This window comes from Microbacterium sp. Marseille-Q6648 (genome assembly GCF_943181415.1).
Lineage (GTDB): Bacteria > Actinomycetota > Actinomycetes > Actinomycetales > Microbacteriaceae > Microbacterium.
This window is the reverse complement of the sequence record NZ_CALPBZ010000003.1, coordinates 325,556-345,763: the sequence shown is the minus strand read 5'-3', so window position 1 is coordinate 345,763 and position 20,208 is coordinate 325,556. Positions and strand designations below refer to the sequence as shown.

Annotated in this window: 18 protein-coding genes; 14 read left to right on the top strand and 4 right to left on the bottom strand. The window is 72.5% G+C overall.

Translation table 11 applies throughout. The features are described 5' to 3' along the window. Window positions 1-35: 35 nt before the first annotated feature. The 6 genes from NFR93_RS11750 to NFR93_RS11725 all read left to right on the top strand — a co-directional run bounded on the left by NFR93_RS11750 (window position 36) and on the right by NFR93_RS11725 (window position 5,979). On the top strand, window positions 36-314 hold the full coding sequence (locus NFR93_RS11750; RefSeq protein WP_251453474.1) for a DUF2277 domain-containing protein: 279 nt from the start codon (window positions 36-38) through the stop codon (window positions 312-314). 88 nt (window positions 315-402) lie between these two features. Continuing rightward, window positions 403-1,521 carry a GuaB3 family IMP dehydrogenase-related protein gene (locus NFR93_RS11745; RefSeq protein WP_251453609.1) on the top strand — a complete coding sequence of 373 codons (1,119 nt, stop codon included), beginning with the start codon at window positions 403-405 and terminating at the stop codon, window positions 1,519-1,521. Beyond that, the gene (locus tag NFR93_RS11740; RefSeq protein WP_251453473.1) at window positions 1,518-2,402 is read left to right on the top strand and encodes an SURF1 family cytochrome oxidase biogenesis protein; all 885 of its coding nucleotides are present in this window, start codon (window positions 1,518-1,520) and stop codon (window positions 2,400-2,402) included. The genes NFR93_RS11745 and NFR93_RS11740 overlap by 4 nt, the downstream gene beginning before the upstream one ends. Before the next feature lie 10 nt (window positions 2,403-2,412). Next, window positions 2,413-2,943 (top strand): DUF3817 domain-containing protein, encoded by a 531-nt coding sequence (locus NFR93_RS11735; RefSeq protein WP_251453472.1) that lies wholly within the window; start codon window positions 2,413-2,415, stop codon window positions 2,941-2,943. Then, window positions 2,940-4,565 carry a glutamine-hydrolyzing GMP synthase gene (gene guaA, locus NFR93_RS11730; protein ID WP_285814595.1) on the top strand — a complete coding sequence of 542 codons (1,626 nt, stop codon included), beginning with the start codon at window positions 2,940-2,942 and terminating at the stop codon, window positions 4,563-4,565. Before NFR93_RS11735 ends, guaA begins: the two co-directional genes overlap by 4 nt. A 19-nt stretch (window positions 4,566-4,584) precedes the next feature. Next, the gene (locus tag NFR93_RS11725; protein WP_251453471.1) at window positions 4,585-5,979 is read left to right on the top strand and encodes a glycosyltransferase; all 1,395 of its coding nucleotides are present in this window, start codon (window positions 4,585-4,587) and stop codon (window positions 5,977-5,979) included. 20 nt (window positions 5,980-5,999) lie between these two features. On the opposite strand, the gene ligD is transcribed toward NFR93_RS11725, so the two are convergent. From ligD to NFR93_RS11710, 3 genes are all read right to left on the bottom strand, one after another. Then, window positions 6,000-7,223, bottom strand: coding sequence for a non-homologous end-joining DNA ligase (gene ligD / locus NFR93_RS11720; protein WP_251453470.1), 1,224 nt, complete (start codon window positions 7,221-7,223; stop codon window positions 6,000-6,002). Beyond that, window positions 7,220-9,154, bottom strand: coding sequence for an alpha/beta hydrolase (locus NFR93_RS11715; RefSeq protein ID WP_251453469.1), 1,935 nt, complete (start codon window positions 9,152-9,154; stop codon window positions 7,220-7,222). The genes ligD and NFR93_RS11715 overlap by 4 nt, the downstream gene beginning before the upstream one ends. A gap of 303 nt (window positions 9,155-9,457) precedes the next feature. Then, window positions 9,458-10,375 carry a Bax inhibitor-1/YccA family protein gene (locus NFR93_RS11710; protein WP_251453607.1) on the bottom strand — a complete coding sequence of 306 codons (918 nt, stop codon included), beginning with the start codon at window positions 10,373-10,375 and terminating at the stop codon, window positions 9,458-9,460. Between the two features lie 127 nt (window positions 10,376-10,502). Here NFR93_RS11710 and NFR93_RS11705 point away from each other — a divergent pair, with 127 nt between their 5' ends. The 6 genes from NFR93_RS11705 (at window position 10,503) to NFR93_RS11680 (ending at window position 17,206) form a co-directional block, all read left to right on the top strand. After that, a complete protein-coding gene (locus NFR93_RS11705; protein WP_251453468.1) occupies window positions 10,503-11,519 on the top strand; it encodes a glycerophosphodiester phosphodiesterase family protein in 1,017 nt (338 codons plus the stop codon). A gap of 167 nt (window positions 11,520-11,686) precedes the next feature. Beyond that, complete coding sequence (locus NFR93_RS11700) at window positions 11,687-12,610, top strand: ABC transporter ATP-binding protein (protein WP_251453467.1); 924 nt, start codon at window positions 11,687-11,689, stop codon at window positions 12,608-12,610. Continuing rightward, window positions 12,607-13,704, top strand: a complete 1,098-nt coding sequence (locus NFR93_RS11695) for an ABC transporter permease (protein ID WP_251453465.1) — start codon at window positions 12,607-12,609, stop codon at window positions 13,702-13,704. Before NFR93_RS11700 ends, NFR93_RS11695 begins: the two co-directional genes overlap by 4 nt. Window positions 13,705-13,950: 246 nt before the next feature. After that, window positions 13,951-15,072, top strand: coding sequence for an acyl-CoA dehydrogenase family protein (locus NFR93_RS11690; protein ID WP_251453464.1), 1,122 nt, complete (start codon window positions 13,951-13,953; stop codon window positions 15,070-15,072). Continuing rightward, window positions 15,072-16,478, top strand: coding sequence for a bifunctional PIG-L family deacetylase/class I SAM-dependent methyltransferase (locus tag NFR93_RS11685; RefSeq protein ID WP_251453462.1), 1,407 nt, complete (start codon window positions 15,072-15,074; stop codon window positions 16,476-16,478). Before NFR93_RS11690 ends, NFR93_RS11685 begins: the two co-directional genes overlap by 1 nt. Beyond that, window positions 16,475-17,206, top strand: coding sequence for a glycosyltransferase family 2 protein (locus tag NFR93_RS11680; protein ID WP_251453452.1), 732 nt, complete (start codon window positions 16,475-16,477; stop codon window positions 17,204-17,206). The genes NFR93_RS11685 and NFR93_RS11680 overlap by 4 nt, the downstream gene beginning before the upstream one ends. On the opposite strand, the gene NFR93_RS11675 is transcribed toward NFR93_RS11680, so the two are convergent. Next, window positions 17,145-18,278 carry a DUF998 domain-containing protein gene (locus NFR93_RS11675; protein WP_251453450.1) on the bottom strand — a complete coding sequence of 378 codons (1,134 nt, stop codon included), beginning with the start codon at window positions 18,276-18,278 and terminating at the stop codon, window positions 17,145-17,147. The genes NFR93_RS11680 and NFR93_RS11675 overlap by 62 nt on opposite strands. Before the next feature lie 118 nt (window positions 18,279-18,396). On the opposite strand from NFR93_RS11675, the gene NFR93_RS11670 reads away from it, so the two are divergent. Continuing rightward, window positions 18,397-19,275: a hypothetical protein gene (locus NFR93_RS11670; RefSeq protein WP_251453448.1), complete on the top strand. Its 879-nt coding sequence runs from the start codon at window positions 18,397-18,399 to the stop codon at window positions 19,273-19,275. Then, window positions 19,262-20,152, top strand: coding sequence for a CHAD domain-containing protein (locus NFR93_RS11665; RefSeq protein WP_251453446.1), 891 nt, complete (start codon window positions 19,262-19,264; stop codon window positions 20,150-20,152). The genes NFR93_RS11670 and NFR93_RS11665 overlap by 14 nt, the downstream gene beginning before the upstream one ends. Window positions 20,153-20,208: the final 56 nt, after the last annotated feature.

Here is a 20,208-nt window from a genome sequence, read left to right as displayed (position 1 = left end):
TGACGGATGCCGCGACGCGGCGTATCCTCGCGGGCATGTGCCGGAACATCCACACGCTCCACAACTTCGAGCCCGCCGCCACCTCGGACGAGGTGAACGCCGCCGCGCTGCAGTACGTCCGCAAGATCGCCGGGACGACCAAGCCGCCCAAGGCCAACCAGGAGGCCTTCGACCGGGCGGTCCACGACATCGCGCACGCCACCCAGCACCTGCTCGCCGACCTCGTCGCCACCACCCCGCCCAAGAACCGGGAGGAGGAGGCGGCCAAGGCGCGCGCCCGCGCCGTCGCCTCCGGCCGCTACTCCGCCGCCTGACGGGGGGCCGTCCGACCGCCCGCCCCACCGCCCCGCCCCCGCCCCCGCGGCGGCGTGAGCCCCGGCGGGTAGGCTTGACCCCGTGACCATGGAGATCGAGCTCGGCCGCGCCAAGCGGGCCCGTCGCGCCTACACGTTCGACGACATCGCGGTCGTGCCCTCGCGCCGCACCCGCAACCCCGAGGACGTGTCGACGGCGTGGACCATCGACGCCTTCCAGTTCGACATCCCCGTGCTCGGGGCGCCGATGGACTCGGTCGTCAGCCCCGAGACCGCGATCGCGCTCGGACGGCTCGGGGGCCTCGGCGTCCTCGACCTCGAGGGCCTCTGGACCCGGTACGACGACCCGGCGCCACTGCTCGAAGAGATCGCCTCGCTTCCGGATGCCGGGGCGACGCGCCGCATGCAGGAGCTGTACTCCGAGCCCATCAAACCCGAGCTCGTGCGCGACCGTCTCGCCGAGATCCGCGCCGCCGGTGTCACGGTCGCCGGAGCCCTGACCCCGCAGCGCACGCAGGAGCTGTACGAGACGGTGGTCGCCGCGGGCGTCGACCTGTTCGTCATCCGCGGCACGACCGTCTCGGCGGAGCACGTCTCGAGCGTCGATCAGCCGCTGAACCTCAAGAAGTTCATCTACGACCTCGACGTGCCCGTGATCGTCGGCGGCGCCGCGACCTACACTGCGGCGCTCCACCTCATGCGCACCGGCGCCGCGGGCGTCCTCGTCGGCTTCGGCGGGGGAGCGGCCTCCACGACGCGCGCCACCCTGGGTCTGCACGCTCCGATGGCGACGGCCGTCGCCGACGTCGCCGGCGCACGCCGCGACTACCTCGACGAGTCGGGCGGACGCTACGTCCACGTCATCGCGGACGGCGGCGTGGGCACCTCCGGCGACATCGTCAAGGCGCTCGCCATGGGTGCGGACGCCGTCATGCTGGGCGTCGCCCTCGCCCGCGCCACCGACGCGCCCGGCCGGGGATTCCACTGGGGTCCCGAAGCCCACCACGCCAAGCTGCCCCGTGGGCGCCGCGTCGCCGTCGACCAGATCACCACACTCGAGTCGGTGCTCTTCGGCCCGGCACCCGTCGCCGACGGCACCGCGAACCTCATCGGGGCGCTCCGCAAGTCCATGGCCACGACCGGGTACTCCGACCTGAAGGAGTTCCAGCGCGTCGAGGTCGTGGTCGCGCCGTACAGCAGGAGATGACCGACGCCCCGACACCGGCCGAGCCCGACGTCGGGCCCGAGCCCGAGGTCGAAGTCTTCCCGCCGACGCTGCGCGAGGTCATGCTGCGTCCGCGGTGGATCGCGCTGCTGCTGCTGTGCCTCGTCGTCGCCGGCGTCCTGGGATGGCTGGGCCAGTGGCAGCTCGGCCGCGCCATCGACACCGACCCTCTGCCCCCCGGCGCCACCGAGCAGGTGAAGCCGATCGGCGATGTCGTCGAGCCGGGCGCCTATCTTCCCGAGCCGCTCGTCGGGCAGAAGGTCCAGGTCGCCGGCTGGTGGATCGACACCGACTTCCTCGTCGTCCACTCGCGCTTCAACGACGGCGTCGAGGGCTATTGGGTCACGGGGCAGTTCCGGCTGTGGGACGGCGAGGGAGGCTTCGATCAGACGCCGCCGGTGTCGCTTGCCGTCGCCGTCGGCTGGGCCGAGACCTTCGAGCAGGCCCAGGATGCCGCATCCGCCCTCGAGGCCGACTTCGCCTCGAGGGATGCGGACGCACCCCTCGAGCTCACCGGGCGCCTGGTGTCGGACGAAGGACCCGCCCTCCCGCCGCGCGACGTCGACCCGCAGGTCATGACCCGGATGTCGTCGGCCGCCCTTCTCGGGCAGTGGTCCGAGACCGAGGACCTCGTCGTCTACCGCCCGCACCTCATCGCCGACGAGCCCGCCGGCGGTCTGCAGTCGATCTCGTCGCCCGCGCCGGCCGAAGGCTCCAGCGTCAACTGGCTCAACATCTTCTACGCCGCGGAGTGGGCCGTCTTCGCCGGCTTCGCCTTCTACCTCTGGTACCGCCTCGCCAAGGACGCGTGGGAGAAGGAGCTGGAGGACCTCGAGGATCTGGGCGATCCGGGCGACGGTTAGACTGGTGGCCATGCCTCGCGCCCCCAGACTCTCGTCTTTTCCGGCGATCCGCGGAGCGCTCAGGTTCTACCAGATCGCCTCGATCATCACCGGTGTGGGCCTGCTGCTGCTGGTCGCCGAGATGATCCTGAAGTACACGCCGCTGCACGTCGAGCTGTTCCTCGGCGGCTCCGGCGGCTTCCTCTGGTTCGCTCCCGCGATCGCCGGACCGGAATGCCTCTGGTACTCCCTCTTCATCCCCGGCGGCCAGGGGTGCGAGATGATCTCGACCGGCGACGGCATCAACATCTCGCTGGCGATCCTGGTCGCCCACGGCTGGTTCTACGTGGTGTACCTGTTCGCGTGCTTCCGCATCTGGAGCCTCATGCGCTGGCCGTTCCCGCGGTTCATCCTGCTGGCGCTCGGCGGCATCGTGCCGCTCCTGTCGTTCTTCATGGAGACCCGCGTGGCCCGTGAGGTCCGCACTTACCTCGACTCGCGGGAGGCCGCCGTTGCGGCATCCGCCCCTGACAGCGTCCCCACAGCGGAAGGCACCCGGTGACCGAACAGACCGACACGTCGCCCGATACCGACACGTCGCCCGATCAGGCTTCGGCCACCGAGCAGCGCCCCGTCCTCGTCGTGGACTTCGGCGCCCAGTACGCGCAGCTGATCGCGCGGCGCGTGCGAGAGGCCGGCGTCTACAGCGAGATCGTCCCGCACACCGCGTCGGCCGACGACATCGCCGCGAAGAATCCGGTCGGCATCATCCTCTCGGGGGGACCGTCGTCGGTGTACGAGGAGGGAGCGCCGCAGCTGGACAGCGGCGTGTTCGACCTGAACGTTCCCACGCTCGGCATCTGCTACGGCTTCCAGGTGATGGCGCAGGCGCTCGGCGGCGAGGTCGCCCACTCCGGGCTGCGCGAGTACGGAGCCACCGACGCGAGCATCATCCACGAGGAGGACATCCTCTTCGACGGGCAGCCGGTCGAGCAGAACGTGTGGATGAGTCACGGCGACCAGGTCTCGAAGGCCCCCGCCGGCTTCGAGGTTCTCGCCCGGACCGGTGCCACCCCGGTCGCGGCGTTCGGCAGTGCCGAGCGCAGGATGTACGGCGTGCAGTGGCACCCCGAGGTCAAGCACAGCGACCACGGCCAGCGCATCATCGAGAACTTCCTGCACAAGGCCGCGGGGCTGCCCGCCGACTGGAACAGCGGCAACGTCATCGCCGAGCAGGTCGCCCGCATCCGCGAGCAGGTCGGCTCGGCCCGGGTCATCTGCGGTCTGTCGGGCGGCGTCGATTCCGCCGTCGCGGCGGCGCTCGTCCACAAGGCCGTGGGCGACCAGCTCGTCTGCATCTTCGTCGACCACGGGCTGCTGCGGAAGGGCGAGCGCGAGCAGGTCGAGCAGGATTACGTCGCCTCGACGGGCGTGCGCCTGGTGACCGTCGACGCGCGCGAGCGCTTCCTCACGGCGCTGGCCGGCGTCAGCGACCCCGAGCAGAAGCGCAAGATCATCGGCCGCGAGTTCATCCGCACGTTCGAGCAGGCCGAGAAGGAGCTCGTCGCCGAAGCGGCCGCCGACGGCGAGCCGGTGCGCTTCCTGGTGCAGGGCACCCTGTATCCCGACGTCGTCGAGTCCGGCGGCGGATCGGGCACCGCGAACATCAAGAGCCACCACAACGTGGGCGGTCTCCCCGACGACCTGCAGTTCGACCTGGTGGAGCCGTTGCGCACCCTGTTCAAGGACGAGGTCCGCGCGATCGGGCGCGAGCTGGGACTGCCCGAGGTCATCGTCGCGCGCCAGCCCTTTCCGGGCCCCGGCCTCGGCATCCGGATCGTGGGCGAGGTCACCGCTGACCGCCTCGAGATTCTGCAGGACGCCGACGCCATCGCCCGCGCCGAGCTGACGAAGGCCGGCCTCGACGCCGAGATCTGGCAGTGCCCGGTGGTGCTCCTCGCCGACGTCCGCTCCGTCGGCGTGCAGGGCGACGGTCGCACGTACGGGCATCCCATCGTGCTGCGGCCGGTGTCGTCCGAGGACGCCATGACCGCCGACTGGACGCGCCTGCCCTACGACGTGCTCGCCCGCATCTCGAACCGCATCACCAACGAGGTGCGCGATGTCAACCGCGTCGTGCTCGATGTCACGAGCAAGCCCCCGGGGACCATCGAATGGGAGTGAGTCGCGGCAAGATGGGACGGTGACGACCTTCCCCGACGCCGAGTACCTGATCCTGTCGAGCCGGCTCATCCCGGACCACGACGGCGGGTACACCTTCGCGACCCTCGCACGTGCCCGTCAGATGGCGGCGGCGGGAGTGCACGGCGGCGCAGGTCCGCTGCTGCTGACGGTCGATCCCGGAACGCGCGAGGACCACGCCCGCCACCGGGCGACCTTCGACGGACGCGACCTGGTCGTCGATCCGTCGCGCATGCGCAACCTGTTCGATGAGTCGGATGCCGCTCACGGCGGCGCGGCGGACTGGCTGCGCGCGGCATCCCACCCCGGCGAAGCCGACCCCGCGCTGCAGTACCGCGTCGTCGCCGGGCGCGACGGCTCGCCCGCCGTCGCGCTCCCCGTGATCGCGGGCGACCCGGACTGGCACATCAGCGACGCGCCGGTCGTGGTCTACGGCAGCGGGGGACGCGTCGCGGGCATCGTCGACGGCTTCGGCGCGCTCTACCGGGCGTGGCTGGATCACGTCGTGGCGGAACTGCGCGCGGGCGACCCGGCACGTCCGGTGGTCGTGGTGTGCGAGTCCCGGCAGCTCGGCGAGCTGCTGGCCGGCTGGGCCGATCCGGGCGTCCGCCTCGTGCACGCCATCCACACCATCCACCTCGAGCCCCCGTTCGATCCCGAGGCCGACCTCAACCCGCTGTGGTCGCGCTGGTTCACCGTGGCCGAGAAGTTCGACGCCGTGCTGTGGCCGACGCGCGCGCAGCGCGCCGACGTCGCCGCGCGCTTCGGCGACGCGGGCGTCCACGTCGTGGTGCCGCACGCGGTGCCCGCCGGGTCGTCGGTGATTCCGGCATCCGATCGCGTGCCCGGCCGCGCCGTGATGCTGAACCGGCTGGCGCCCGGCAAGCGGGTGGACCTCGCCGTCCACGCGTTCGTCGACGTCATCGCGCGCGTGCCGCACGCGACCCTCGACATCTTCGGCGCCGGCGCCGAGCAGGAGGCGCTCCAGCAGCTCGTGGACGCGCTCGGTCTCGGCGCCCACGTGGTGCTCCACGGCACGACGGAGGACCCCGGACGCGTGCTCGACGCCGCGTCGGTGTTCGTGTCGACGTCGGCCTACGAGGGCCAGGGGCTGTCGCTGGCCGAGGCGCTCGTGCACGGCACCCCGGTGGTGGCCTTCGACGTGCGCTACGGGCCGCGAGAGCTGCTCGCCGAGGGGGGAGGGGTGCTGGTTCCCGACGGGGACATCGGCGCGCTCGCCGACGCCCTCGTCCGCGTGCTATCCGATCCCGACGAGCACGCCCGCCTCGCCCGCGAGGCGATCACCGCCGCGCGCCGGGTCGACCCGGAGCACGCCATGACGGCCCTCGCGCAGGCCGCGCGCGACGTGCTGTCGCGTCCCTCGCGCCGCGGCTGACCGTCAGGTCTGCTGACCCGTCAGGTCCGGCCCTCCCACGGGTCGTAGTCCGCGATGAGGTCCTCCTGCGCCGGGCGCTCGTCCTCGGGCACGTGCTGCAGGTTCACCCGCACGCGGTACCACAGCGAGCTCGAACCCCGCATGCCGTCGACGAGCACGTCGGCGGGGTGCAGGTGCGAGACGGGGCCCGGATGCCGCGCCTTCCACTCCTCGAGCGCCTCCAGCGCCTCGGGCTTGGTCTTGGTGCGCGCGACCTCGATGAGCGGCATCACCGACTGCCGCCGCCCGTCGCCACTCGAGCCGCGCGGCGGTTTCTCGGCCGGACCCAGTTCCTCGGCGAGGGCGAGCAGGCCGTCGAGGGTGCCCACCGCGTCGTCGAGCCCGGCGTGCGGATCGCCGATCGCGGCGAAGCGCTCGGGCACGGTGAGCACGGTGAACTGCTCGGGTCGGCAGGCGCGCACCTCGTCCCATGCCAGCGGTGTCGACACGCGTGCGTCCGCGAGCGGCCGGATGGAGTACGCCGAGGCGACGGTGCGGTCCTTGGCGTTCTGGTTGAAGTCGACGAACACGCTCTCGCCGCGCTCCTCCTTCCACCAGCGGGCGGTCGCCAGACCCGGCGCCCGGTTCTCGACCTCGCGTGCCAGGGTCTCGGCCGCCAGGCGTACCTGGGTGTACGTCCACCGCGGTGCGATGCGCACGAGGATGTGGATGCCGCGCGACCCACTCGTCTTCGGCCACCCCACGAGGCCGACATCGTCGAGCACGTCGCGCGCCACGAACGCCGCGTCGACGATCTGGGCCCAGTCCACGCCCGGCATGGGGTCGAGGTCGATGCGCAGCTCGTCGGGATGATCGAGGTCCTCGGCGCGGACCGGGTGCGGGTTCAGGTCGAGGCAGCCGAGATTGACCACCCACGCCAGCCCTGCGGCATCCCGGATCACGGCTTCTTCGGCCGACGTCCCCCGCGCGTAGTGCAAGGTCGCGGTGTCGACGAAGGACGGGTGGTTCTCGGGCACCCGCTTCTGGAAGAACGGCTCGGCGTCGATGCCTTTCGGGAAGCGCTTGAGCACCATGGGGCGACCGCCGGCTCCGCGCAGGGCGCCGTCGGCGACCGACAGGTAGTAGCGCACGAGGTCGAGCTTGGTCAGGCCCGGTTCGGGGAAGACCACCCGCGTGGGGCTCGACACCCGCACCTCGTGCCCGGCGGCCTCGACGGTGACGGCATCCGATCTCGACGGGCTCATAGCGCCAGCATGCCCCGCAGCAGCAGCCACAGGAAGAAGGTCAGCGATGCCGCCGCCGACACCGACAGCAGGATGCGGTGCAGCAGCGTGCCGTCGTCCTGCACCCACGCGCGCACGAGGAGCACGATCAGCAGCACCGTCGTGACGAGGGCGCCGAGCGGCAGCAGAAGGGCGGGCCACACCGCCGGCGGCAGGCCGAACGCGAGCAGCTGCCGATCGGCGTTCACCAGGATCAGGCCGAGGATCCCCGCGAACCCGAGATGCAGGGCCGCGGAGGTGACGGCGGCGAGCACGCCGCCCTCGGGGATGTCTCCGCTCAGCCGCAGGCGACTGCGCAGGGCCACGACGGCACCGTAGACCAGGGTCGCCAGCAGCAGGATGAGCGAGACTCCGAGCACGCCGAGCTGCACAGGGTCTCGCTGCTCGAGGACGTCGCGGTCGAGGCGGTAGATCGCCGTGGTCGGGTCGATGTCGGCCGTGGTGAGGAAGGCGGCCGGTCCGGATGCCGCAAGGCACGACGCCTCGAGATCCTGCGCCGGATCGGCCAGGAACTGGCGGGCGAGCGCGCGGGCGCACGCTCCCGCATTCGCTGGCTCTCGGGCCCCGATCGTGCCGTGTCCCGCCCCGGAGACGAGCGCCACCGTTGCGGCCGAGAGCGTCTCTGCCGTCACGAGTCCCCAGCGGTGGGGCGTGAGCGGGTCGAACGTGCCGGTCAGGATGAGCGTCGGCACCTCGCCGGCGACCGGGCTGTTCTCACGGTCGCCGAGCGCCGGCACCTGCCAGATCTCGCACTCCGCGAAACGGTCCGGCACCGGGACGAGGTGGGCTGAGATCGGGTCGCCGGCCGCGACCTCGACGACGGCGGCGGGGTCGTTGAACGGCACCTCCTCCGCGCACTCGAGCGAGAGTTCGAGGCCCTCCACGCGCGCGTCCGCGCGGTCGACGCTGCGCTGGACGAGCGGCAGGGCCGACGAGACGTTCCCGCGATCGAGCTGGTCGATGAGGAAGGGCAGCGAGCGGGTGGCGTCGCCGCGTGCCAGGGCGTCGGACAGGCCCTGCGCGAGGACGGCGTCGTCCAGCTTGACCGTGAGCAGTGAGCCGTCCGCGGGGCTGTCCACCGCCACTTCGAGCGGTGAGCGCGCAGCATCCTCGAGCACGCCCGCGAGGGTGTCGTCGAGGTCCGGGTACCGGTCGGCGCAGGCGGCATCCGCCTCGCACGAGGCGACCAGCTGGTCCACCGCCTGGGCGAACGCCACGGGCGTGCGCTGGTAGACGTCGACGTGCAGCGGCGCGGGCCCGTCGAGGATGAGTGCGCGCAGACCCGCCGCCTGGTCGCGCAGCACCGTCAGCGCCAGACGCGTGTCGTACGAGACGGCGAACAGGTTCCAGGTCTCGTAGCCGAGAGCCGCTCGCAGGTCGGCGAGGTCTCCCGCGGACGCGCGGGTCGTGTACGCGGCGAGGTCGACGCCGTCCTCCACGAGGCGGTCGCGGCACGCCTGCAGGCCCGCGAGCCGGCGATCGCCGCGGGTGTCTCCCGAGGCGACGACGTCGTCGGACGCGAGCCGGTCGATCGCGACTTCGGGGCAGTCGAGCGTGGGCTCGGACAGGCCTCCGCCGCGCTGCTCGATCACGATGACGTCGCGGTCCGCGTTCGCCCAGGCGCCGTCGGCGGCGAAGGTGCGCACCGTGTGGGCGAATGCGCCCTCGGCCGAGACGGTCGCGGGGCGCCCGACCGGGACGATGAGCGGGTCTTCGCGGCGCTCGGCGCCCGTCGCGGAGATGACCGCGTAGGGGATCCGGATGACCCGTTCGGGATCGTTGTCGTCGCCGCGGCGCTCCGGCACGATGAGCACGCCGCACTCCACGCGATCGACCGCCGTGGCGGGCACCGGGACCGGGCACTCCGTGCGCTCGATGGGCTCGGGCTCCACCTCGAACGCGGCGATGCCGGCGGGGGCGGGGGGGGCGGGGTGGCGGGCGAAGCGGCTGCCGGCGAAGCGGTGGGTGCGGCGGAGGCGGAAGCGGGTGCGAGTCCCAGCACGAGCGACGTCAGCACCGCCGCCGTGATGGCCCCCACTCGTGCCCTCGGCGCAGACGGCGTGCGAGCGGCGACCATGCCGTCACTATACGGAGGTTCACGGACGGTCACGCGCGACCCGCGCCGGACACGACGAAGGGGGCCGCCCTCGGGCGACCCCCTTCGTCGTGATGCGTCAGGTGCGACGTGCGCCGCGTCAGTTGCTGCTGCGGACGATCGCGATGATGCGCAGGATCTCGACGTACAGCCACACGACGGTGACCATGATGCCGAAGCCGCCGAGCCAGCCGTACTGGCGGGGAGCGCCGTTGCGCACACCCTGCTGGATCTGGTCGAAGTCGAGCACGAGCGAGTACGCGGCCATGAGCACCACCAGGACGCCGATGATGACGCCCAGCGGAATGCCCATGATCTCGACCGAGCTGTGGAGGCCGAACATCGCGCCCTCGGGCAGCACGCCGAAGAACATGAGCCCCACGTTCAGCAGCGAGAACACCAGGTAGCCGATCATCGCGATCATGAAGATCTTCGTGGCGCGCTTCGAGGCGCGGACCTTGCCGCTGGCGAAGAGGGCGAGGGTCACGCCGACGACCGCGAGAGTGCCGAGCGTGGCCTGCATGACGATGCCGGGGAAGAGCATCTCGAAGAAGGCCGAGATGCCGCCGACGAACAGACCCTCTGCGGCCGCGTAGGCGAAGATGAGCGCCGGGCGGACCTTCTTGCGCGAGGTGAAGATGATGACCATCGACAGCACGAAGCCGACGAGGCCGCCGATGATCCAGGGGAGGATGGTGGGGGCGCCGGTCTCGGCGACGGGGGACATCGTCCACACCCAGCCGACGACGGCGGTGGCGACGAGGATCGCGAAGAGGCTCACGGTCTTGACGACGGTGTCCTCGACGGTCATGCGGTCGGTCTCACGGGCACCGGCGGCGGGAGCGGCGTACATGCCCTCCATCTGCGCCTGGGCTGCGACGTCCGCACCCATCCGCTGCGCGGAGGAGAACTGTCCGGGCCCGCCGATGCCTGCGGCCTGAGGGCCGCCCGGGTAGGTCTGAACGGCTCGAGGGTCCTGGAACGCCGGGTTGTTGAACGCGGGGTTGTTGAGGGCCACTGCTCTCACACTCCAAAGTCGGGGTATACAGCACCGTGCTGTGGATCCACGATAGCCGAGAACCCGCGGTTTTCCGCCGTTGTCCGCTGAGAGAGGACTCGGAGCCGCGCGAGGGTAGCCTGAGACGGTGCCGCGCCGCAGACCGCTCGTCATCGGCCACCGCGGAGCTCCCGGCTACCGCCCGGAGCACTCGCGGTCGTCGTACGACCTCGCCCTCGAGATGGGGGTCGACGCCGTCGAGCCCGACATCGTCGTCTCGCGCGACGGGGTGCTGGTGGTCCGGCACGAGAACGAGATCTCGGGGACGACCGACGTAGCCGACCGGCCGGAGTTCGCCGATCGCCGTACGCGCAAGCGCGTCGACGGCATCGAGCTCACGGGCTGGTTCACCGAGGACTTCACGTGGGAGGAGCTCTCGACCCTCCGCTGCCGCGAGCGGCTGCCGGACGTCCGCCCCCACAGCGCCACGTTCGACGATCAGCAGCCGGTGCTGCGGCTCCGGGACGTGCTCGATCTGGTCCGTGCCGGGGGACTCGCGCAGGGACGTGAGATCGGCGTGGTGCTCGAGGTGAAGCATCCGACGTATTTCGCCTCGGTGGGCTGGGATGTCGCCGCCCTCATCGAGGACGAGCTGCGGGCGGCGGGCTGGGCGGACGGCGAGCTGCCGCTGATCGTGGAGTCGTTCGAGTCGACGCTGCTCCACGACGTGAAGCAGCGCGGCATCCGGGGCTCGTACATCTATCTGCTCGAGGCGTCGGGGAGCCCGTTCGACCTCGTCGCGGCCCGGGGCGCGGCAGCACCCACCTATCGGGCCATGGCCGCACCCGCGGGACTGGACGCCCTCGCGGGGCGTGTCGACGGCATCAGCGTCGACAAGCGCATGATCCTCGCCCCCGACAAGCTCGGGCGCATCACCGGGCCGTCGCCCGTGATCGCCGATGCCCACGCCCGCGGGCTGCGCGTGTTCACGTGGACGTGCCGGCCCGAGAACCGCTTCCTGATGCGCAGCCTGCGCCGCGGCGGGGGCCCCGGCGGCTACGGGGAGTACGAGTCGGAGTGGGCGGTGATCCGGGATGCCGGCATCGACGGCGTCTTCGTCGACCACCCCGATCTGGGTGTGGACTTCTTCGGCTCGTCGGTCTGAGCCCCGTCATGGCGTCCCCCTAGGCTGACGCCATGACGAGCGCCGGAAGCGATTCGACGGGTGACCCGGCGACGGACATTCCCGCGACGGACATTCCCGCGACGGACATTCCCGCGACGGGAATTCATGCGAGAGGGGTGCGGCGGTCTTTCGGTTCCGTCCACGCCGTGCGCGACGTGTCCCTCGACGTGCCCGCCGGACGGGTGACGGGTCTGGTCGGCCCGAACGGCTCGGGCAAGACGACGCTGCTGCTGATGCTGTCGTCGCTGCTGGCCCCCGACGCGGGCGAGATCCGGATCGCGGGCATCGACCCGGTCGCCGAGCCGCAGAAGGCGCGGGCGCTGCTCGGCTGGATGCCCGACGCGCTCGGCGCGTGGGGCTCGCTGACCTCGCGCGAGACGCTGCGGGTGACCGGGCGGCTCTACGACCTGCCGGCGGCCGAGGCCTCGCAGCGCGCCGATGCGCTGCTGGCGGACGTCGGACTGACCGACCTCGCCGACGCGCCGGCGCGCGTGCTGTCCCGCGGACAGAAGCAGCGGTTGGGATTGGCGCGCGCTCTCGTCCACGACCCGCGGGTGCTGCTGCTGGACGAACCCGCCTCGGGTCTCGACCCGCAGGCGCGCATCGACCTGCGGCTGCTGCTTCGCCGGCTCGCCGCCGAGGGCCGGACGATCCTGGTCTCGAGCCACGTGCTGTCCGAGCTCGAAGAGGTCGTCGACGACGCGGTGTTCCTGCTCGAGGGCCGCACCGTCGATCCCGCGCGCGTCGAAGCGGCATCCCGGCGCGCGCAGCCGTGGCGCGTGCGTCTCGCCGGCATGGCGCCTCTCGACGCGGCCGCAGCCGTGTCCGCCGCGCTTCGGCTCGACGCCGCGCTGGTCGGAACGGATCGTCGCGACCTCCTCGTGTCGTTCGCCTCGGACGACGATGCCGCGGCCGCCCTGCGGGAGCTGATCGCCGCGGGTATGCCGGTGGTGGAATTCGCCGCGGCCCAGGGGAGTCTGGAACGCACCTTCCTCGACCTGGAAGCCGGTGCGCCACCGGCATCCGCCGACCCGGCCCCGTCGACGGACGCACCGGAGGGACGAGCATGAGCGCCTCGCGCATCGGCACCATCGTGCGCCTGGAGCTCACCCAGCGCACCCGGAGCCTGGCATGGTTCGTGCTGCTAGGCGTGTTCGCGGTGCTGCTCATCATCGTCACCGTGCTGTCGTTCGCCGCGTGGGGCTTCGCCGAGGAGCCCGGATCGGCGATCTTCTCGACCATCGTGTACATCACGCTGCTGCTGGTCGTGCTCGTCTCGCCGACCTTGAGCGGAAACGCCGTCAACGGCGATCGGGATGCCGCGACGCTCGCTCCGGTGCAGGTCACCCTCGCCACGACGGGGGAGATCATCGCCGGCAAGTTCCTGGCGGCATGGATCACCGGTCTGGCCTTCGTCGCCGTGTCGGTGCCGTTCCTGCTCATCGCCACGATCGGCGGCGGAGCGGACCCGCTGACGGTGCTGGTGTCGCTGGTGATCCTCGTGATCGAGATCGGGGTGATCTCGGCCGTCGGAGTGGCGTTGAGCGGCATCCTCGCTCGCCCGCTGTTCTCGGTGGCCAGCACCTACCTCGTCGTGGCCGCGCTCGTGATCGGGACGCTCATCGCGTTCGCCCTGAGCGGCTACACCGTGCGTTCCGAGGCGACGAACTCCTATCGGTCCTACGACGTGGGAACCGGCGCGTCGGGGTCGTTCCCGTGCTTTCCGGGCGAGGAGCCCTCGGCGGACTACCCGTGCGATCCGGAGCTCGAGATCGAGTGCGGAGACTGGCAGACCGACACCTACGAGGTGCCGCGGTTCGACCGCGTGTGGTGGATGCTGGCCCCCAACCCGTTCGTGATCCTCGCCGACGCGACTCCGTCGCGGTTCGACGAGTCCGGGTACCCGGTCGATCTGTTCGGCCAGATCAAGACCGGGGTCAGGCAGGCTCAGCAGCCGCCGGACCTCGAGACGCGCTGGGACGACTGCGCACCCCTGGTGATGGAGGACTACCCCACGCCCGAGGAGATGATCGACGGGTCCACGCCGAGCTGGTTCGTCGGCCTCGCGCTGCAGGTGGTCCTCGCCGCCGGGCTGCTGTGGTGGGCGTGGGCGCGCACGCGCACGCCCGCACGTCAGCTGCCACCCGGGACGCGCATCGCCTGACCTGCCGGAGTCGGCCGCGCTCGGGGTCGGCTTTCACGCCGGCGCGCCAGGTTGCGGCATCCGCTGTGTCGATCGGTGGCGCGGATGCCGCAAGGTAGCGCGGTGGTGTGGCGTGCGGTGCGGCGTGGTGGCGCGGATGCCGTGAGGTGGCGCGGTGGTGTGGTGTGCGGTGCGGCGTGGTGGCGCCCTGTCAACCCTGCCGTGCGGAACGGGGCCGTCGGGTAGCTTCGCGACAGGAGGTGCCCCTTGCCGCACGACAGCCACGCCGTCCCGCACTCGCTCAGCCTCGTGCCCGGGCAGCCCGCTCCCGAGACCGTCGCCACCGCGCTCCACACCGCCGCGGCGATCGAGGGCTTCGGCACCGACCTCGGCGCGACGCTGGACTGGTGCCGAGAGGTCGGCCGGTGGGCGCCGCGCGCGGGCGAAGGGCGCACGCGCGAGCTGTGGGAGCTGCTGGCGGGCACCGCCCGGCTGAGCGTCGCGGCCGGTCGCATGCTCGAGCCGCACCTGGACGCGCTGACGATCCTCGCGCAGGCCGGGGACGTCGATCTCGAGGGCATCGCCGCGGACTCTGACGCGACGTGGGGAGTGTTCGCCGCCGAGGGGCCGCACGGCCGGGTGCGCGCGACCGAGACGGCGGACGGCTGGACGCTCACGGGCACCAAGCCGTGGTGCTCGCTCGCTCAGCACCTGAGTCACGCGCTCGTCACCGCGTTCGTCGACGACACCGAGCGCGCGCTCTTCGCCGTCGACCTGCGCGACGCCGGAGTCGCACCCCACGCCGGCCCATGGCACGCGCGCGGACTCCGTCAGGTGGTGAGCGCCCCCGTCGACTTCGCCGACGCACCGGCGGTGCCGGTCGGAGGACCGGGGTGGTACCTGCGGCGCCCGGGCTTCGCGTGGGGCGGCATGTCGGTCGCCGCCGTGTGGTGGGGAGCGGCCGAAGGCCTGCGGTCACCGCTCGAACGGGCGGCGTCGTCCGAACGGGCCGATCAGCTGTCGCTCGTGCACCTCGGCACCGCGGACGCGGCCCTGTGGTCGGCGCGCGCCGTCCTCGCCGAGGCGGCGACCCTCATCGACGCCGACGCCGGCGCTCCGGCCCGCGACAGCGACCCCATGGGCGCCGGCGCTCAGCCCGACGCCCCCACCGCGGTCGATCACGGACTGCTCGCCCAGCGCGTCCGCACCGTCGTCGCCCAGGCGGCCGCCCGCGTGCTCGCCGAGGCCGATGCCGCGCTCGGACCGGGCCCGCTCGTGGCGGACGAGCACCACGCCGCCCGCGTCGCCGACCTGCACCTGTATCTGCGGCAGGACCACGCGGCCAGAGACGTCGCCCGCATCGGCCGCGACGTGCTGAGGAATGCGTGATGCCGGCCTTCTCCCACCTCGACGCCGGGACGCCCGAGCGCGTCTGGCGGGAAGATGAGCGGATGCTGCGACTGCCGTCGTGGGCGGAGCCGGTGGACCATCTCGTGGTGGTGGCCGCGCATCCCGATGACGAGACCATCGGCGCGGGCGGGCTCATGCGCACCGTGCACCGGGCCGGAGGACGCGTCACGGTGGTCGTCGCGACCGACGGCGACCGCTCGCACCCCGACTCGCCCACGCACACGCCGGCACGGCTCGCGGCCCTCCGCCGGGCCGAGGTGACCGCCGCGGTGCAGCATCTCGCCCCGGGTGCGACGCTCGTCTTCGCGGGGCTCCCCGACGGTGGTCTGGACGATCGCCGCGATGACCTCGCCGCACGCGTCGCGGCGGAGCTCGAGGTGCGGGGCGACCACGGCGGCGATCGGGCGGTCGTCGCCGCTCCGTGGTCCGGTGACGGGCACCGTGACCACCGCATCGTGGCCGAGGTGGTCTCCGACGTCTGCGCGGGCCGGGCGGCGCTGCACCTGGGGTATCCCATCTGGCTGTGGCACTGGGGTGCACCCGATGACCTGCCGTGGGAGTCGGCCCGCGGCGTGCGCCTGGACGCGGACGCGCGGGGTGCGAAGGCCGCGGCGCTCGCGCTGCACGTCTCGCAGACGGAGCCGCTGTCGGACGCGCCGGGCGACGAGCCGATCCTGCACGACCGCGCGCTCGAGCACTTCGATCGTGATCTCGAGGTCTTCGTCGTGGAGGGCGAGTACGCGCACGGAGCCGGGCGCAACGGTCCCGGCGATGCGACGCTGACGGGGGAGTACTTCGAGCAGTTCTTCGGGCGGCACGACGACCCGTGGGGCTTCGACTCCCGGTGGTACGAGGAGCGCAAGCGCAGCGTGCTGCTGGCAGCGCTGCCCACCCGCGGGCTCGGCAGGGTGCTCGAGATCGGCTGCGCCACCGGTGCGCTGACCGCCGAGCTCGCCTTGCGCGCCGATAGCGTGCTCGCCGTGGACGTCGCTCAGGCCGCGGTCGATCGGGCGCGCGCGCGTCTGGCCGGCGAGCCGCACGGCGAGCGGGTCACGGTGACCCGGCTGGACGTGCCCGGGCAGTGGCCGTCCGGCACGTTCGACACCATCGTGCTGTCGGAGGTGGGGTACTACCTCTCGGACGACGACCTCGCCGCGGCCGTCGCCCGCATGGACGGTGCGCTCGCCGCGGACGGCGCGCTCGTGGCGTGCCATTGGCGGCATCCCGTGGCCGACTATCCGCGCAGCGGCGACAGCGTCCACCGCGCCCTGCGCGCGCACCCCGGCTGGGGGGTGTCGGTGTCGCATCTCGAGCGCGACTTCGTGCTCGAGGTCTTCGAGAGGTCGCCGGTGTCGTCGGTGGCCGAGCGGGAGGGGCTCGCATGACCCGGATGCCGGTGCGCACCGTCGTCGTCGTCGTGCCCGCGCACGACGAAGAGCTGCTGCTCGGGCGGTGCCTCACCGCTCTCGACCGCGCGGTGGTGCGCGCCGAGGCGCGGGGAGTGCGCTGCGTCGTGAGGGTGGTGCTGGATGACTGCTCGGACGGATCGGCGCTCGTCGCCGCGCGCCACAGGGCGCCGGTGGTGAGTGTCGCGCACGCTGCGGTCGGGTATGCCCGGGCGGCCGGCATCGCCGACGCCCTCGAGGCCGTCGAGGATGCGCGGGGCGTGTGGATCGCGAACACCGACGCGGATTCCGCGGTTCCCGAGAACTGGATCACCGCGCAGCTCGACGCCGCTGCGGCCGGCGCCGACGTCTACCTCGGCACGGTGCGGCCCGACTTCGCCGAACTGCCGGCGGTGTACGAGCGTCATTGGAGGGCGACGCATGTGCGGGGCCGGCCGGCGGGGAACGTCCACGGCGCGAGCCTCGGCATCCGGGCCGAGGTGTACGACGCGGTCGGCGGTTTCGGCGGGCTGAGGGAGCACGAGGACGTCGACCTCGTCACCCGGGCGCGTGCCGCCGGCGCACGGGTCGTCGCGAGCGATGTCGCCGAGGTGCTGACCTCGGGCCGGTTCGTCGGCCGCACGCCGGGCGGGTATGCCGAGTTCGTCAGGCGGCAGGCGGCCGTGCTGATGAGCGGCGCGTCGACGCTGAGTCCGGCTGTCCGGTGACTCCGAGGAAGCGGATGAACACCGCGATCCACCCGAAGATGAGGGCGAACACGATGATCTCGAAGGCCGTCAGGGAGAAGTACTGCGCGACGAACAGCACGAGCGAGACGACCAGCGCAGCCAGGAACGCCCACGACGACAGGAAGTAGGTGCGCGGCATCCCTCGCAGCATGCGCGGCCCGCTGGCGAGCAGTACGAGGAACATCACCGCCATCCCCATGGCCGAGAGGTTGTGAAGCAGGAGATTGACGTTGACGGGGAAGATCCCCACGCACGCCAGCATGATGCCCATCACCACGAACAGCACCGACACGAACCGCGGCGAGCCCGTGCGTGCGAGCTTGCCCTCGGCGACCAGCGACTCCATGTCGGCGGCGATGTAGACGGCGAACGTCGTCACGAGCAGTCCGCCCGCGATGAGGGTGCCGTTGAACACCAGGCTCGATAGCGCCCAGAAGCTGCCGAGGTGGCTGAAATGGATCATCCACCACTGCGGATCGGGCGTGGTGACCATGGCGGTCAGGGTGCCGATGACGATGAACGCCATGAGCAGCGACGACATGCGCTGGGTGTCGATGCGCGACACCGAGAGGTAGACCAGGTAGGCCGTCAGCCCGAGGGTGATCGCCATGAGGGTGATCGACCAGAACCTGCTGACGCCCAGCCCGATGAAGCCGCGGCTGAGCACGAGGTAGACCACCAGGGTCGCCAGAGCCGCGAGGACGACGTGGACCACGACCACCGACGTGGTGTTCACCGTGAACTTCCATGACGACAGGCGCAGGCGCCACTCCTGGCCGGTCAGGCCCCGGGAGCGCCAGTAGCCCGTGCCGGATGCCGCTCCGGCGACGATCGCGGCCCCGATCGCTGCAGCCGTGCCGAACGACCAGTCCTCGCCGGAGAGGGGCAGGGCGGGCCAGATCAGCGCGACGATCAAGCCCCACAGTGCACCGACGACACCGGTGCCGAGTGCGGCGTAGACGGCTTCGGATTCCGCGCGCAGTGTCGGGCGCGCCGGAGGCGCGCCCGAGGATGCGGGGACAGCGGGCGAGGTGGGCGAGGGCGCCGTCATGGCCACAGTGTAGGGCCGGCTGCGCGCGTCCGGGAGGGACCTTCGACCCGCACGTGGGACGCGACGTGACCTCGCCCCGACGTCTCGCGACACGCCCGGGGCGGTCTAGGGTGGAACGATGGCGACGGCGGCGCGCAAGGGCACACTCGCGGTGGCCCTCGCCACCGGCCTGGCGGTGCTGGGCGGGATCGCCGTTCCGCTCACCGCCGCGCTCTTCCTCGTGCGCCCCGGGGCGGCCGGCGACGCACCAGCGCTCACCTGGGCTGCGCGCGGGCTCCTCTTCCTCGCGCTCGCGTGGCTCGTGATCGGGATGCTGGCCGCCCGCACCCGTCTCGTCCGGCGTCCCGGTGCGGCTGCGGCCCGGGCGACATGGATCTCGTCGACGCGGCCGTGGCGCGCGCGCGAGTCCTCGCTCGGGCTGCTCCCGCTCGACCGGTGGCTCATGCTCGGCGTGCCGGCGGCGCTTCTGGTCGGGACACGGGTCCTGCAGTCCGAGCTCACCGCCTGGAGCCACCTGATCGCCGTCCTGGCGGGGTGGGCCGTCTTCGCCGGCGTCGTGAGGCTCCTGGTCGGCCGGCGCTCGCCGTGGCCGGTCATCGCGGCGGTCGGCGGCGGCGTCGTGATCCACAGCATCCTGGCCCTGGCCGTCACCTCGATCGGCGGACCCGACCAGTGGTGGGGCGCCCTCGCGTCGTCGCGCATTCTGCTCACCGTCAGCGCGGCGCTCGCGTTCGCCGCCATGGCGTGGACGTTCGTGGCGGGCGGCTGGGCGCTCGCCGGAACGTTCGGTGCTCGCCGCGCGGCGGGCATGATGCTCGCGGGAGTCGGTGCCGGCGTCGCGGTGACCGCCACCCTCCTCGCCGTCCTCGAGGACCCGGCCGGGCCCACGGCGCTGCCCTCGCCGTGGGCGGTCGCGGTCGTGGCCGCGCTGGTGGCCGTCGCAGGTGCGGTCACCGCCCTGGTCGTGGGCGAGCGAGCGGTCCGTGACCGGGTCTGACGACGACCCGGGCGGCGCCCTGGGCGATGTCGCCGCGAGGATCGTGCGCGCGGCGGCGGACGAGGTCCGCCAGACGTGGGATGCCGCGAAGGCCGACGAGCCCGACGGCGTCCACCAGCACCGGGTGCGCGTGCGACGGCTGCGCAGCATCCTCGCCGGGCTGCGCGACGTGCTCGATCCCGCCGCCGCCCGGCGGCTGCGCGTGCGCTTCGACGAATGGGGCGCCGAACTCGGCACGGTGCGCGACCTCGAGGTCCTCGCCGAGCTCGCCCGGTCGGCGCTCGAGGACTGCGGCATCGACGATGCGAACATGTCCCGGCGGCTCGTGACCGACGTGCGCGCGGAGTACCAGCGCGCACACGCGCGACTGCTCGTGCTCGCGGACCACCCGAGAGCACACGAGCGGGAGCGTCTGCTCGCCGTGTTCGCCGACGATCCGCCGATCGTGGAGCCCGCGGCATCCGCTCGATCGGCACTGGCGCGCACTCTGCGACGCGAGGCCCGGCGCGTCCGCCGCGCGGCCAAGGGCGCGGACGGGACGATCGAGACCCTGCACGATCTGCGCAAGGCGGGTCGTCGGCTGAGGTACAACGCGGAGGCCGTGCTCGCCGCGGCTCCCGATCTGTTCGGCGACGAGCTGTCGGAGCTGGCGGAAGCGGGCGATGCGCTCCACGACGCCCTGGGAGACCACCGCGACGCCCTGGTGCTCGGGCGCTCGCTCGAGCTGACCCGGGCGCGTGCCGGTCGCGCCGGTGAGCCGGTCGCCGGCTACGACGTGCTCATCTCCCATGTCCAGGCCGGGGGCGAGCGCGCGCTCCACGAGGTCGACGACGCGGTCGCCCGGGCGCGCGCCGCCGCCGGGCGGCTTCCGTCCTGAGCTCGGCGGATCGGCGTGGGGACGGCGGCGCACATCGCGCACGGCGCGGCTGTCGG